The organism is Paraburkholderia eburnea (assembly GCF_002917095.1).
GTDB lineage: Bacteria > Pseudomonadota > Gammaproteobacteria > Burkholderiales > Burkholderiaceae > Paraburkholderia > Paraburkholderia eburnea.
Genome location: NZ_PQGA01000006.1, coordinates 38,602 through 50,825, shown reverse-complemented (window position 1 = coordinate 50,825; position 12,224 = coordinate 38,602). Strand labels below are relative to the sequence as shown.

Annotated in this window: 13 protein-coding genes; 10 read left to right on the top strand and 3 right to left on the bottom strand. The window is 64.5% G+C overall.

Annotation, left to right across the window (positions count from 1 at the left end):
- Nucleotides 1-148: 148 nt before the first annotated feature.
- Nucleotides 149-1,540: an aminotransferase-like domain-containing protein gene (locus B0G62_RS13850; protein ID WP_103704774.1), complete on the bottom strand. Its 1,392-nt coding sequence runs from the start codon at nucleotides 1,538-1,540 to the stop codon at nucleotides 149-151.
- Nucleotides 1,541-1,907: 367 nt separating this feature from the next.
- On the opposite strand from B0G62_RS13850, the gene B0G62_RS13845 reads away from it, so the two are divergent.
- The 10 genes from B0G62_RS13845 (at nucleotide 1,908) to B0G62_RS13800 (ending at nucleotide 10,895) form a co-directional block, all read left to right on the top strand.
- Nucleotides 1,908-2,390 carry an MSMEG_0572/Sll0783 family nitrogen starvation response protein gene (locus B0G62_RS13845; RefSeq protein ID WP_103704773.1) on the top strand — a complete coding sequence of 161 codons (483 nt, stop codon included), beginning with the start codon at nucleotides 1,908-1,910 and terminating at the stop codon, nucleotides 2,388-2,390.
- 18 nt (nucleotides 2,391-2,408) lie between these two features.
- On the top strand, nucleotides 2,409-3,434 hold the full coding sequence (locus B0G62_RS13840; protein ID WP_103704959.1) for a Nit6803 family nitrilase: 1,026 nt from the start codon (nucleotides 2,409-2,411) through the stop codon (nucleotides 3,432-3,434).
- Nucleotides 3,385-4,506 (top strand): MSMEG_0568 family radical SAM protein, encoded by a 1,122-nt coding sequence (locus B0G62_RS13835; RefSeq protein ID WP_103704772.1) that lies wholly within the window; start codon nucleotides 3,385-3,387, stop codon nucleotides 4,504-4,506. The genes B0G62_RS13840 and B0G62_RS13835 overlap by 50 nt, the downstream gene beginning before the upstream one ends.
- Nucleotides 4,503-5,042 (top strand): MSMEG_0567/Sll0786 family nitrogen starvation N-acetyltransferase, encoded by a 540-nt coding sequence (locus B0G62_RS13830; RefSeq protein WP_103704771.1) that lies wholly within the window; start codon nucleotides 4,503-4,505, stop codon nucleotides 5,040-5,042. Before B0G62_RS13835 ends, B0G62_RS13830 begins: the two co-directional genes overlap by 4 nt.
- On the top strand, nucleotides 5,039-6,067 hold the full coding sequence (locus tag B0G62_RS13825) for a sll0787 family AIR synthase-like protein (RefSeq protein ID WP_103704770.1): 1,029 nt from the start codon (nucleotides 5,039-5,041) through the stop codon (nucleotides 6,065-6,067). Before B0G62_RS13830 ends, B0G62_RS13825 begins: the two co-directional genes overlap by 4 nt.
- A gap of 22 nt (nucleotides 6,068-6,089) precedes the next feature.
- Nucleotides 6,090-6,371 carry an MSMEG_0570 family nitrogen starvation response protein gene (locus tag B0G62_RS13820; protein WP_103704769.1) on the top strand — a complete coding sequence of 94 codons (282 nt, stop codon included), beginning with the start codon at nucleotides 6,090-6,092 and terminating at the stop codon, nucleotides 6,369-6,371.
- 35 nt (nucleotides 6,372-6,406) lie between these two features.
- On the top strand, nucleotides 6,407-7,702 hold the full coding sequence (locus B0G62_RS13815) for an MSMEG_0569 family flavin-dependent oxidoreductase (protein WP_103704768.1): 1,296 nt from the start codon (nucleotides 6,407-6,409) through the stop codon (nucleotides 7,700-7,702).
- Nucleotides 7,686-8,549, top strand: coding sequence for a Pnap_2097 family protein (locus tag B0G62_RS13810; protein WP_244193236.1), 864 nt, complete (start codon nucleotides 7,686-7,688; stop codon nucleotides 8,547-8,549). The genes B0G62_RS13815 and B0G62_RS13810 overlap by 17 nt, the downstream gene beginning before the upstream one ends.
- Nucleotides 8,542-10,629: a methylmalonyl-CoA mutase gene (gene scpA / locus B0G62_RS13805; protein ID WP_103704767.1), complete on the top strand. Its 2,088-nt coding sequence runs from the start codon at nucleotides 8,542-8,544 to the stop codon at nucleotides 10,627-10,629. The genes B0G62_RS13810 and scpA overlap by 8 nt, the downstream gene beginning before the upstream one ends.
- A 68-nt stretch (nucleotides 10,630-10,697) precedes the next feature.
- The gene (locus B0G62_RS13800) at nucleotides 10,698-10,895 is read left to right on the top strand and encodes a ribbon-helix-helix protein, CopG family (RefSeq protein WP_103704766.1); all 198 of its coding nucleotides are present in this window, start codon (nucleotides 10,698-10,700) and stop codon (nucleotides 10,893-10,895) included.
- A gap of 40 nt (nucleotides 10,896-10,935) precedes the next feature.
- Here B0G62_RS13800 and B0G62_RS13795 read toward each other — a convergent pair whose 3' ends face one another.
- Nucleotides 10,936-11,772, bottom strand: coding sequence for a fused MFS/spermidine synthase (locus B0G62_RS13795; protein WP_103704765.1), 837 nt, complete (start codon nucleotides 11,770-11,772; stop codon nucleotides 10,936-10,938).
- A gap of 72 nt (nucleotides 11,773-11,844) precedes the next feature.
- A complete protein-coding gene (locus tag B0G62_RS13790; protein WP_103704764.1) occupies nucleotides 11,845-12,189 on the bottom strand; it encodes a zinc ribbon domain-containing protein YjdM in 345 nt (114 codons plus the stop codon).
- Nucleotides 12,190-12,224: the final 35 nt, after the last annotated feature.

Here is a 12,224-nt window from a genome sequence, read left to right as displayed (position 1 = left end):
GAATAGCACAAAGTGCAGGCCGGCCTGGCAGCTTGATTACCTCAAGCTCGATTCCTTCATCCAGCGCGGCCTGCGCCGGTTCTTCGCCGGTATACCCCAGGGTATAGCCCTGATTAACCGGCCCGCTTCAGGCCACGGACCCTGACGTTCACAGCATCGGTGAATGCAGATGATCCGGATGATCGAGCATGTCGGCCACGAGGTGAAGCGACTCCTCCATCTCGATGGCGTCACCCGGGCCGCCCAGACAGATGCGCACAGCGTTGGGCGGATTGCCATCGGTGCTGAAAGCCGCGCCGGACACCACGCCGATCTGCTTGGTGCGCAGATGCGAAGCCAGCTCCGATGCGCTCCAGCCGGTTTCCGCGGGCACCGTGAGCCACAGATGAAAGCACTCCTTCGATGTTTCGATTTCGCGCGAAGCAAACACCTGCGCCGCGATGTGCTGACGTACCGCGCACTCGTTGCGGATGGCTTCGAGCATGCGCTGCGCGACACCGTTTTCGATCCAGCGCGCCGCGAGATGGGACATGTACGGACTCGCCATCACCGTGGTCGCGCGCAGCGCGCCGGACAGCCGCTCGGCGTGACGGGCGCCGGGCGCAACGACGAAGGCCACGCGCAAGCCCGCGCCGAAGCACTTGGACATGCCCGTCACATAGTAGGTGAGTTCGGGCGCGAGCGTGGCGAGCGCGACGGGCGGCGTGTCGCACAACATGCCGTAAGCGTCGTCTTCGATGATCGGCACGCTGTAGCGCAGCGCGATATCGGCAATATGCTCGCGGCGATTTTGCGAGAGCGTGCGCGTGGTCGGATTCTGCAGCGTGGGGTTGCAATAGAGCACGCCGGGCTTGCGGGTCTTGCAGAGCGCTTCGAATGCCGTGGCGCTCAGGCCTTCGTCATCGCGCGGCAACGGCGCGAGCGGCATGCCCAGTTGATTGGCGATCACTTTTAAACCCGGATACGCGAGGCAATCGGTGCAGATGGCTTCGCCGGGCTTCACCAGCCGCAGCAGCAAGGCGACAAGCGCGTTATGAATGCCGGGGCAGACCAGCAGCGCGTCCGCGCGATGCGACGGCAGCGTGCGGCGCAGCCACTGGCTCGCCATGCTGCGCTCGAACTGCGAGCCGCCGAAATCCTGATAGCGCAGCATCGACCACGGATCGGCGTCGCCGATGATCCGCGCCGCCGATTCCGCGAGCAGCGCCGTCATGTCCGGCGGCTCGGGCGGCATGTTCATGGTCATTTCGAGCGCCGTGCCGGCGCGCAACGGCACCGCAGGCGGCCGTCCGCGCACATATGAGCCGCTGCCCGCGCGCGAATCGATCAAGCCCCGCTTGCGGGCTTCGGCGTAACCGCGCGCGAGCGTCGTGTAGTTGATCTTGAGGGCGTCGGACAGATCGCGCAGCGCGGGCAGGCGGTCGCGCGGACGCAGACGGCCGCTCGCCACGTCTTCTTCGATGAGATCGGGAATGGTCTGATAAACGGGTTTATCGCTTTCGGCGAGCCGTTTGAGCCAGTGAGCGGAGACGTTCGACATGGGGCGTGCGCGCGAGCGGTTTCAGAATGGACGCATTCATTCTAGTGAGAATCCGCGCCGAAAAATAAATCAATTGATCGCATGAGATCGCATTGAATGATCCGAAATGATGCATGCGTGCACCTTGATTGAATGCATCTTGCCCAGCGCCGGGGCGCGGGCGTCGGCGCGCAAATCGCAAGGGACCGTGCGTATGCCCGCTGGTCCCGTGCCGCACGAAAAATAATCATCGCGATCATTCGCCACACGCCGCATTGATTGCGGATTGATTGCATGACGCGTGCCGCTTGATGGTATGGCCATTGCGAAAAGAGAGACGCCGGCCACCGGTCGGTCAGAGTCCTCAATCCATGAACGGAGTCACGCAATGCCCGCCATCACCACACCCCTCCACAAGACCGGCGACTTCCTTGTCGATTACGAAGAAAAGGTGTTCGAGGACGTCAAGGCCGAACCCGGCGAGAAAGCGCTCGTCACGTTCCATACGGTCGCTTTCGAAGGGTCCATAGGCTTCGTCAACATGCTTCAGGCCACGCGTCTTCAGCGCAAGGGCTTCGAAACCTCGATCCTGCTCTATGGCCCAGGCGTGATGCTGGGCGTTCAGCGCGGCTTTCCGACGCTGGGCGCCGAAGCATTTCCGGGTCATCTGAATTTCAACAATCAACTGATGAAATTCATGGCCGAAGGCGGCAAGGTCTACGCCTGCCGCTTCGCGCTGCAGGCGCTTTACGGCCAGACCGAAGCCGCGCTGATCGAGGGCGTGCGCGCGATCAATCCGCTCGACGTGCTCGACCTGAAACTGCTGCATCGCAAGGCGAACGCGCTCGTGATCGACACCTGGACCGTTTGATTGCACACGGGTATCGCCATGTCGACTCCATCCACGAAGCGCATCGTTCGCGCGGCCGCCGTGCAGATCGCCCCGGATCTCACGTCATGCGCGGGCACGCTCGCGCGCGTTTGTGATGCCATCGTCAGTGCCGCGCGCGAAGGCGTGCAACTGGCTGTGTTTCCCGAAACGTTCCTGCCGTACTACCCGTACTTTTCGTTCGTGCTGCCGCCCGTGCAGTCTGGCGCGGAGCATCTGCGCCTGTATGAAGAAGCCGTGACGATACCCGGCCCCGTCACGCAAACCGTTGCGGCGCTCGCGCGCGAGCACGGCATGGTGATCGTGCTCGGCGTGAACGAGCGCGATCACGGCAGCCTCTACAACACCCAGTTGATCTTCGACGCGGACGGTCAGATCAAGGTCAAGCGCCGCAAGCTCACGCCCACGTTTCATGAACGCATGATCTGGGGGCAGGGCGACGCGGCCGGGCTGAAGGTCGCCGACACGGCCGTGGGCCGCGTGGGGGCGCTTGCCTGCTGGGAGCACTACAACCCGCTCGCGCGCTACGCCCTGATGACGCAGCACGAAGAGATTCATTGCAGCCAGTTTCCGGGCTCGCTCGTCGGGCCGATCTTCGCCGAGCAGATCGAAGTCACGATCCGTCATCACGCGCTGGAGTCAGGCTGTTTCGTTGTGAACGCAACGGGCTGGCTGACCGATGCGCAGATCGAATCCGTCACCAGCGACCCCAAATTGCAGAAGGCGCTGCGCGGCGGCTGCAACGCAGCGATCGTCTCGCCCGAAGGGCAGCATCTGGCTGCGCCGCTGCGCGAGGGCGAGGGCATGGTGATCGCCGATCTCGACATGGCGCTCATCACCAAGCGCAAACGGATGATGGATTCGGTCGGCCACTACGCGCGGCCCGAATTGCTGAGTCTCGCGATCAACGAGCGGCCGGCCACGCCGGTTTTCTCTTTCGACGATACGCCCGTCAATGCTTCATGGAGCTTTCACGATGAATGCCAGCGTCAATCTGCCGGAATCGAGCCTGCAACTCTTGACTGAGTTGCAGTCGAGCGGTCTGCGTCTTGCCACGCCCGATGCCGAAGGGCTGTCGCGGCGCGGCGGCGCGGGGCCGTCCGATCACAAGGCTGTCGTGATCGACGGCGTCACGCTGATGGTGCCGGTGCATACGCACGGCGCGCGCGCGTCCGGGTTCGTTGCGAACGCACCCGATGCGAATGGCGTGAGCGTGCTCATGCGCGGCAGTATTCCGGTTGCGCCCATCGCTTTCGCGAAGACTCCGCGCTTTTACAAGCTGCAGACACTCGATGGCGTGCCGTATTCGCACATCGCCACGCTGCACGGCACCGACGTGCTCGCCACCACGGTGCTGCAAACCTGCATCCGCTACGAAAGCCGCAAGAAGGCCTGCAAGTTCTGCGCAATTGGGCAGTCGCTCGCGGCAGGGCGCACCGTCGCGCACAAGACGCCGGAGCAACTGGCCGAAGTGGCGCGCGCGGCCGTGCTGCTAGACGGCGTGAAGCATATGGTGCTGACGACCGGCACGCCGCCCACGCCCGACCGCGGCGCGGCCATTCTTTGCGACAGCGCACGGGCGATCAGGCGCGCCGTCGATCTGCCGATTCAGGCGCAGTGCGAGCCGCCGGACGACGACGCGTGGTTCGCGCGTATGCGCGACGCCGGTATCGACACGCTCGGCATGCATCTGGAAGTGCTGGGCGAAGCCGAACGCGCGCGCATCATGCCGGGCAAGGCGACCGTGCCGGTAAGCCGGTATATGAGCGCATTTAAGGCTGCGGTCGAGGTGTTCGGGCGCGGCCAGGTCAGCACGTATATCCTCGCGGGTCTCGGCGACCCGCCGCAGCGCGTGCTCGATATCGCCCAGCAACTGCTGGCGCTGGGCGTCTATCCCTTCGTCGTGCCGTTCGTGCCCATCTCTGGCACGCCGCTCGAAGATCACGCACCGCCCACGCCGGAATTCATGCGATCGATTCTCGCGCCGCTCGGTGCGATGGTGCGCGAGGCCGGTTTGCGCGCTGCCGATATCAAGGCGGGTTGCGGCAAATGCGGGGCGTGCTCCTCGTTATCTTCATTCGAAAAGGTGGCGGCATGACTGCGATCGTCCCTGTTTCCGATGCCATCGTGGTGCGTTGGGCGCGCCACGACTGGGAGCGCGAGGCGGCTTTTGCGATTCGCCGCGCGGTGTTCTGCGAAGAACAGGGCGTATTCGAACAAGACGATCGCGACGCCATCGACCAGCACGCGCAATTGCTCGTGGCCGTGCTCAATCCGCACAGCGACGCGCGAGAGGTCGTCGGCACCGTGCGCATCCATCGCGAGCACTCGACCGAGGCGACGTGGTACGGCTCGCGTCTTGCGGTGAGCGCGCCGTATCGGCGTCATGGGCAGATTGGCGCGAGCCTGATCCGGCTGGCGGTGAGCAGCGCGCATGCGTTTGGTTGCGGCACGTTCCTCGCGCATGTGCAGGCGCAGAACGCGCCGCTGTTTCGCCGTCTGCATTGGCGCACGATCGAGGAGGCGATCTTTTTTGGCCGCGCCCATCACGTCATGGAAGCCGACCTCGCGCACTATCCGCCGTGCGCGACGCCTTTCGACGGATTCCTCGTCGAGCAACGGAGGGCGGCATGACGCTCGATGAAATCGTCGCGAAGCTGCGGGCAAGCCGTGGCGTCGCGCACAAGTCCGACATCGCACCGATGCTCGCGGCGCTGGACGCAGGCGGCGCGGATTGCACGGATAGCACGGATAGCGCGCTGATGGCGGCGGGCGACGACTGCGCGGCCATCCCCGATGGCGACGGTTATCTGCTGTTCGCCGCAGAAGGCATGGTGAGCGATCTAATCGACGCGATGCCGTGGTTCGCGGGTTACTGCTCGGTGCTTGTGAATGTGAGCGACGTGTGCGCGATGGGCGGCCGCCCGATCGCCGTGGTCGACGTGATCTGGAGCGATGGGATCGAGCCTGCCGCGCCGGTGCTCGAAGGCATGGCGGCGGCATCGCGGCAGTTGGGCGTGCCGATCGTGGGCGGCCATAGCAATGCGCACAGCGACCACACGCAACTCGCGGTCGCCATAGTGGGTCGTGCGAAGCGATTGCTTTCGAGCTTCGCGGCCCGGCCCGGCGAAAAGCTGCTCATGGCCGTGGACTTGCGCGGCGCGTTCGTGGAGCCGTATCCCTACTGGAACGCCGCGACCGAAGCGCCCGCCCACCGCCTGCGCGGCGATCTGGCCTTGCTCGCCGAGCTTGCCGAAAGCGGTTTGTGCGCCGCGGCGAAGGACATCAGCATGGCCGGTATCGCCGGTACCGCGATGATGCTGGCCGAATGCTCGAGCGTGGGCGTGCGTATCGATCTCGATCGTTTGCCCAAGCCTGCTGACGTGCCGCTCGCACGCTGGCTCGAAATCTTTCCGAGCTACGGTTATCTGCTGAGCGTGCGCGACGAGCACGTCGATGCGGTGATCGCGCGTTTCGAAGCACGCGGGATCGCCTGCGACGTCATCGGCGAGATTCACGCCGAGCCCACCATCGACCTGCAACTGGACGGCCAGATGCGCTGCGCCTGGCGTCTCGACGCGCAGCCGTTCATCGTGCCGGCCGACCGGCGCGCGACGCGCGCGTTCGAACCAACACCACTGGCTCAATCGACACACTGAGCGCCACGCCCGGAGCAAAACCATGCCTGTTACCCATTTCGTGGTGCGTTGGCCCGACGGCCATGAAGAGCGCTGCTATTCCCCTTCCACGGTCGTGCGCGAGTATCTGCGCCCAGGCGTCTATCCGCTCGACCTTTTTCTCGCCAACGCGCACGCGGCGCTTGATGCCGCATCCGGGCGCGTGCGCGAGAAATTCGGCTACGCCTGTTCATCGGCGCTCGACCAGTGGGCGTCGATCGAGCTTGCCGCCCAGCCATACCGATCGCAACCGGCGGCCGAAGTGACCGTCGTGAGCGTCGATTGAACCCAATCAGGATTGAAGTCAACCAGGAGAAGCGCATGTCCACCCAGACGCCCACGGCCAATCCGCCGTTTCCCGAAGAGCATTTCAGTGTGGCGGTCATCGGCGGCGGCCAGGCCGGCCTGTCGATGAGTTATTACCTCAAGCAGCGCGGCATCGATCATGTCGTGCTGGAAAAGCGCAGCGTGACGCATACGTGGCGCGAGCAGCGCTGGGACGCGTTCTCGCTCGTCACGCCGAACTGGCAATGCGCGCTGCCGGGTTATCCGTATCGCGGCGACGATCCGCATGGCTTCATGAAGAAGGAAGAGATCGTCGCGTGGCTCGATGGCTTCGTGCGTCATGTCGATGCGCCCGTGCGCGAAGGCGTGAGCGTCACGCGCGTCGCCCCGCGCCCCAAGGGCGGATTTCTCGTGCAGACCAGTACGGGTCAGCTTGCGGGTTCCCTGAGCGCCGATCAGGTCGTAATCGCGTCGGGCGGCTATCACACGCCGATCGTGCCGCGCATGGCCGAGCGTCTGCCCGCCTCGATCGTGCAGATCCAGTCGTCCGAATATCGCAATGCAGCCGCCCTGCCGAAGGGTGCGGTGCTGGTGGTCGGCTCGGGACAGTCGGGCGCGCAGATCGCCGAAGACCTGCATCTGTCCGGACGCGACGTCGTGCTCGCGGTCGGTGAAGCGCCGCGCTGCGCGCGCTTCTACCGTGGCCGCGATGTGGTCGATTGGCTCGCGGACATGAAGTACTACGACATGCCCGTCGAAGAACATCCGCTGCGCGAGGGCGTGCGCGACAACACGAATCACTACGTCACGGGACGCGACGGCGGACGCGATATCGACCTGCGCAAATTCGCGAGCGAAGGCATGCAACTGTACGGCGCGCTTGAAGATTTCGCCGATGGCGCGCTGCGCTTCAAACCCAATCTGGGCGCGAATCTGGATAGCGCGGACGACACGTATAACCGCATCAACGCCTCGATCGATCGCTTCATCGCGCAGAATGGCATCGACGCACCGTCGGGCGAACCGTATCGCGCCGTGTGGACGCCGCAGCAGGAACGCACCGCGCTCGACCTCGACGCGAGCGGCATCGGCAGCATTGTCTGGTGCATCGGCTTTCGGCCCGACTTTAGCTGGATCGATCTGCCCATCTTCAACGGGCGGGGCTATCCGGGGCACACGCGGGGCGTAACGGCGCAGGAAGGGCTGTATTTTCTGGGCCTGCCGTGGCTGCATACGTGGGGCTCGGGGCGTTTTTCGGGCGTCGCGCGCGACGCCGCGTATCTGGCCGAGCGCATTGCAGCGCCCGCGAGGTTCGATGCGCGCGCGGCGTGACAGCGAGCGTGTGCCCGCGCAAACGCGCACGCACTACGTGGCCGGGATGCCGGAGCTTGCGTTCGCGGGGCTGTCCGAGCAGTGGCTATTGCGCACCTGCGGACAGTTGCACTGGAACGCCTTGGCCGCGCAGGCGCAACTCGGCACGCCGGACTTCTACGACGACGAAGGCCGCAAATCGTATGCCGCCTTCACGGCGATTCGCGTGCGCGAGGCGCGGCTCGAAGACGTGAGCGAGAACCAGCGCTTTGCGATCGAGGCGGACGTGAAGCGGGTCGCCGGCGCGCGCCATTTTGGCCAGTTCCGCGTGTTTACGACCGAAGGCGCGGTGGCGAAAGTCGACATGATGTCCACGTTCGTGCGCCGCGAGCAGGCGGGCGACAACCGCTCCGTCTGCAAGGCGATGTTCGCGGGCACGCCCGCGCCGGCGACGCCCGCCGCCGCGCAGGAGTTGATCGCGCTGGCGAAGCAATTGCGTTCGGGCGACTGGACGCGGCACGGGCGGCTCGATCGGGCCGCGCATGCCACCGAGCATGTGGTCGATTACCTGCCGTGTCCGTCGCTCGATTTCAACGGCGCGCATCTGCTGTATTTCGCGAGTTTCCAGTCGATGGTCGAGCGGGCCGAGTGGCATTGGCGCTCCGCGCCGCATTCCGCGCCGCCCACGCTCGTCGAGCGCGACATGGCGTTTTATGGCAATGCGAATGTCGGCGACCGGCTCACGCTGTCGTTTTACGCGCGTTATGCCGGGCATGACGGGCTTTCGCACGGGTGCGCCATTACCCGCGCCGCGGACGGCGCGCGCATAGCCGATATCGTCACACACAAACGGTGGTCGCATGAATGAAGCCCGGGGTGTGCCGCGCAAGCCGATCTATACGCAAGCCGATCTGGCCGACGTGCCGTGGCTCGATGCGCGTCCCGGCGACTACCCGTTCCTGCGCGGCATCCACGCGACGATGTACGCGCAGCGTCCATGGACCATTCGCCAATATGCGGGCTATGCCGATGCTGCTGCGTCGAATCTCGCGTATCGGCGCGCGCTCGAACGCGGCGCGAAGGGCTTGTCCGTCGCGTTCGATCTGCCCACGCATCGCGGCTACGATTCGGATCACGTATGCGCGGGGGCCGATGTCGGCATGGCGGGCGTGGCGATCGATTCGGTCGAGGATATGAAGCGGCTGCTCGACGGCGTGCCGCTCAACGACGTATCGGTATCGATGACGATGAGCGGCGCGGTGTTACCCGTGCTTGCCGCGTTCATCGTCGCCGCGCAGGAAGCGGGCTACGACGCCGCGCAGTTGCGCGGCACGATCCAGAACGACATCCTCAAGGAGTTCATGGCGCGCAACGCCTATATCTTCGCGCCCGAGCCTTCAATGCGTATCGCGACCGACGTGGTGCATTACCTGCTCGCGAATATGCCGCGCTTTAACGCCATGTCGATTTCGGGTTATCACCTGCATGAAGCGGGCGCCGATGGCGTGCTCGAACTGGCGCTCACGTTGGCCAATGCGCGCGCCTATGTGCAGCGGCTGGTCGAAGAGGGCGCCGATGTCGAGCGCGTGTGCGAGCAATTGAGCTTCTTTTTCGCCGTGGGGCCGGACTTCTTCGGCGAGATCGCCAAACTGCGCGCCGCGCGCGTGCTGTGGGCCGAATCGATGCGGTCGGCTGGCGTTGGATCGGCGCGCGCGATGCAACTGCGCATGCATTGCCAGACGGCGGGATCGAGCCTGCACGCGGAGAGCGCACACAACAACGTCGTGCGCACGACGGTAGAGGCGATGGCGGCGGTTTTCGGCGGCACGCAGTCGCTGCACACGAATGCCTGGGATGAAGCGCTCTCACTGCCCGGTGAGGCCGCCGCCACGCTCGCACGCGATACCCAGTTGATCTTGCAGCACGAGATGGGCCTGTGCGATGTGGTCGATCCTTGGGGCGGCTCGTATTTGATCGAGTCGCTGACGGCTCGCATGGTGAATGCGGTGAAGGCCACGCTCGCGGAAATCGAGGCGCAAGGGGGCGTGATCGCCGCCATCGAAGCGGGTTGGGTGCAGGCGCGGCTGCATCGCGGCGCGGTCAAAACGCAGGCGCAGATCGACACGGGCGAGCGCGTGGTGGTGGGCGTGAATCGTTATCGCGAGGCCCACACGGCACAGCACGCGCGGCCCGAGATCGATGCCCACAGGGTCCGCGCGAAGCAGATCGAACATTTGCGGCAATTGAAATCGACGCGCGATGCTCAACGCGTTCATATCGCGCTCGACGCACTGACGCAATGTGCGCGCACGGGTGAGGGTAACTTGCTGGCGGCGACGATCGAGGCGATTCGCGCGCGCGCCTCGATCGGGGAATGTACTGCTGCGCTGGAGCGCGTGTGGCCGCGCTGGCACGCCGGACTCAGCGCGCTCACGAGCGCGGCGCACGTGTATGCAGGCGCGCGCGAGTGCGACGCGGTGTGGCAAGCCGCCCGTGACGCGGTCTCGCGATGGCGCGCGGTGCATGGCCGCAAGCCGCGCATGGCGCTGGTGAAGGTGGGTCAGGATGGCCACGATCGCGGCGCGCGCGTGGTGGCGGCCGCGCTTGGCGATGCAGGTTTCGATGTCCGCCTGGGGCCGCTCTTTGCGACGCCACGCGAGGCGGCGGACTGGGCCTGTGTGTACGAGCCCGATATCGTCGGGATCTCGACGCTGGCGGGTGCGCACGCGGCGCTCGTGCCCGCGCTGATCGGCGCACTGCGAGAGCGCGGTTGCAATGCGCCGGTCGTGCTTGGCGGCATCGTGCCCGAGGCGCATCGCGACTCGTTGTTCGCCTGCGGCGTGCTCAAGCTGTTCGGCCCCGATACGCCTATCGATCGCATTACGCTTGGCTTGATGGATATTCTGAATGAGGCGGCTACGGTTCCGAAGGGTTGCTGCGCATCGTGAAGCGCGGCCCTTGGCGTTGAACCCGGGTGTATTATAATCCGGTTATCATATTTGCCTTTCCCGCCCCAATGGAAACGAAAACCGCGCGACTGACCATTCTCATCGATCCCGCCAAGAAGGAGGCATTCGAGAAGCTCTGTGCCGCGCAGGATCTGACGTCATCGCAGGTTGTCCGGCAGTTGATCCGCGAATATCTCGAACGTCATGGCGTGACCTACAAGACGAAGAGCACGCTCGGAAAGCGGGTCGGACGTAACGCGGACTGAACCCGCTGAGCGAAACCGCTGACCAAGCCAGCAGGCAGGTTCAGGCGCCATGCTCCCAGTGCGCGTGGCCGTTTTCGCGCCAGATCAACCGCTTCGGGTCGAGACTCTCGCCGCCCTTCAGGCGCCTGGCCGTCGAGGGCAGCCTCAGGTCGTCCGCCCACGCATGCGAGAAGGCGCGATCCAGCAGGATGCGCGAAGACGGCAGGCGGCCTTTGCCTTTCCAGGCGAAAGCGATGAAATTGCTGTCGTCCGCGCATCGGACCACCGTGTATGAGGACCCGAACACGGATTGCAGCCGTTCGACGTAGAGGTCCAGCGCCGGTTCGTCATCGGTGAAATTGATCGCGAGAACGCCTGTCTTCGTCAACCGTTCGCGGCATGCGGTGAAGAATGCGAGATCCGTGCACTGGTTTGCGATGCCGCCCGACCCATAGGCGTCGACCAGTATGACATCTGCGGTTACGTCCTCGCTCCGGATGTAGTCTGCACCATCGGCGCACAGCACCTTGAAGCGTGCGTCGTCTGCAGGAATCCTGAACACATCACGCAGCGCAATCACTTCAGGGTCGATCTCGACCGCGGTGATCTCCACGTCAGGCAAATGCCGATAGCAGTACTTTGCCAGTGAACCCCCACCTAGCCCGATCATGCAGATGTGCCTGGGAGCCGGCTGCAGCAGCAGGAATCCCATCATCGTGCGCGTATAGCCGAGCGCGAGCCTGTCCGGCGCACGAAGCGACATGCAGCTCTGGGTGGCAAAGTGATCGAAGTGCAGGGACACTGCATGCTGCGTTTCCAGCACGAATGGTCGCCTGTCATTCAATGGCGTTGAGAGGAACTTGACGAATGCGTCACAGGATGTCGGGTCGCCGTCCATTCTCGATCTATCCAGGTAGTCAAACGAGTGCGTGAAGCGCTGCCGCGTTTCGCGCGGGTGCGGTGCTGCAGGTCAGGCTTTCTTCAGAAAGCAGGCCTTGAGCATGAAGCTGCCGGCATCGGTCTTGCAATCGATCTCGTGATCGCCGCCAACTATCCGGATATTTTTCACCCTGGTGCCCATCTTCAGCGTGATCGACGAGCCCTTCACACGCAGATCCTTGGCGAGCACGACCGAATCACCGTCTGAAAGCACGTTGCCGTTTGCATCCCGGACAACGCTGCTTTCTGGATCGCTCGCAGTGTCGATGCCCACGGCCTTTGACCATTCGTGACCACAGTCCGCGCACACATACAGTGCTCCGTCCGGGTACGTGTTCTCCATTGAGCATTGCGGGCATGCGGGGGCGGCGTTCATTGCGGCTTCCATTGAAACGGTTTCAGGGTAGTCAG

Bases quoted from the DNA above. Each gene is read 5' to 3' on its own strand.
- B0G62_RS13820 (WP_103704769.1), top strand. From the start codon at position 6,090: ATGCCTGTTACCCATTTCGTGGTGCGTTGGCCCGACGGCCATGAAGAG.
- B0G62_RS13845 (WP_103704773.1), top strand. From the start codon at position 1,908: ATGCCCGCCATCACCACACCCCTCCACAAGACCGGCGACTTCCTTGTC.
- B0G62_RS13840 (WP_103704959.1), top strand. From the start codon at position 2,409: ATGTCGACTCCATCCACGAAGCGCATCGTTCGCGCGGCCGCCGTGCAG.
- B0G62_RS13800 (WP_103704766.1), top strand. From the start codon at position 10,698: ATGGAAACGAAAACCGCGCGACTGACCATTCTCATCGATCCCGCCAAG.
- B0G62_RS13815 (WP_103704768.1), top strand. From the start codon at position 6,407: ATGTCCACCCAGACGCCCACGGCCAATCCGCCGTTTCCCGAAGAGCAT.
- B0G62_RS13810 (WP_244193236.1), top strand. From the start codon at position 7,686: ATGCGCGCGCGGCGTGACAGCGAGCGTGTGCCCGCGCAAACGCGCACG.
- B0G62_RS13825 (WP_103704770.1), top strand. From the start codon at position 5,039: ATGACGCTCGATGAAATCGTCGCGAAGCTGCGGGCAAGCCGTGGCGTC.
- B0G62_RS13830 (WP_103704771.1), top strand. From the start codon at position 4,503: ATGACTGCGATCGTCCCTGTTTCCGATGCCATCGTGGTGCGTTGGGCG.
- B0G62_RS13795 (WP_103704765.1), bottom strand. From the start codon at position 11,772: ATGGACGGCGACCCGACATCCTGTGACGCATTCGTCAAGTTCCTCTCA.
- scpA (WP_103704767.1), top strand. From the start codon at position 8,542: ATGAATGAAGCCCGGGGTGTGCCGCGCAAGCCGATCTATACGCAAGCC.
- B0G62_RS13790 (WP_103704764.1), bottom strand. From the start codon at position 12,189: ATGAACGCCGCCCCCGCATGCCCGCAATGCTCAATGGAGAACACGTAC.
- B0G62_RS13850 (WP_103704774.1), bottom strand. From the start codon at position 1,540: ATGTCGAACGTCTCCGCTCACTGGCTCAAACGGCTCGCCGAAAGCGAT.
- B0G62_RS13835 (WP_103704772.1), top strand. From the start codon at position 3,385: ATGAATGCCAGCGTCAATCTGCCGGAATCGAGCCTGCAACTCTTGACT.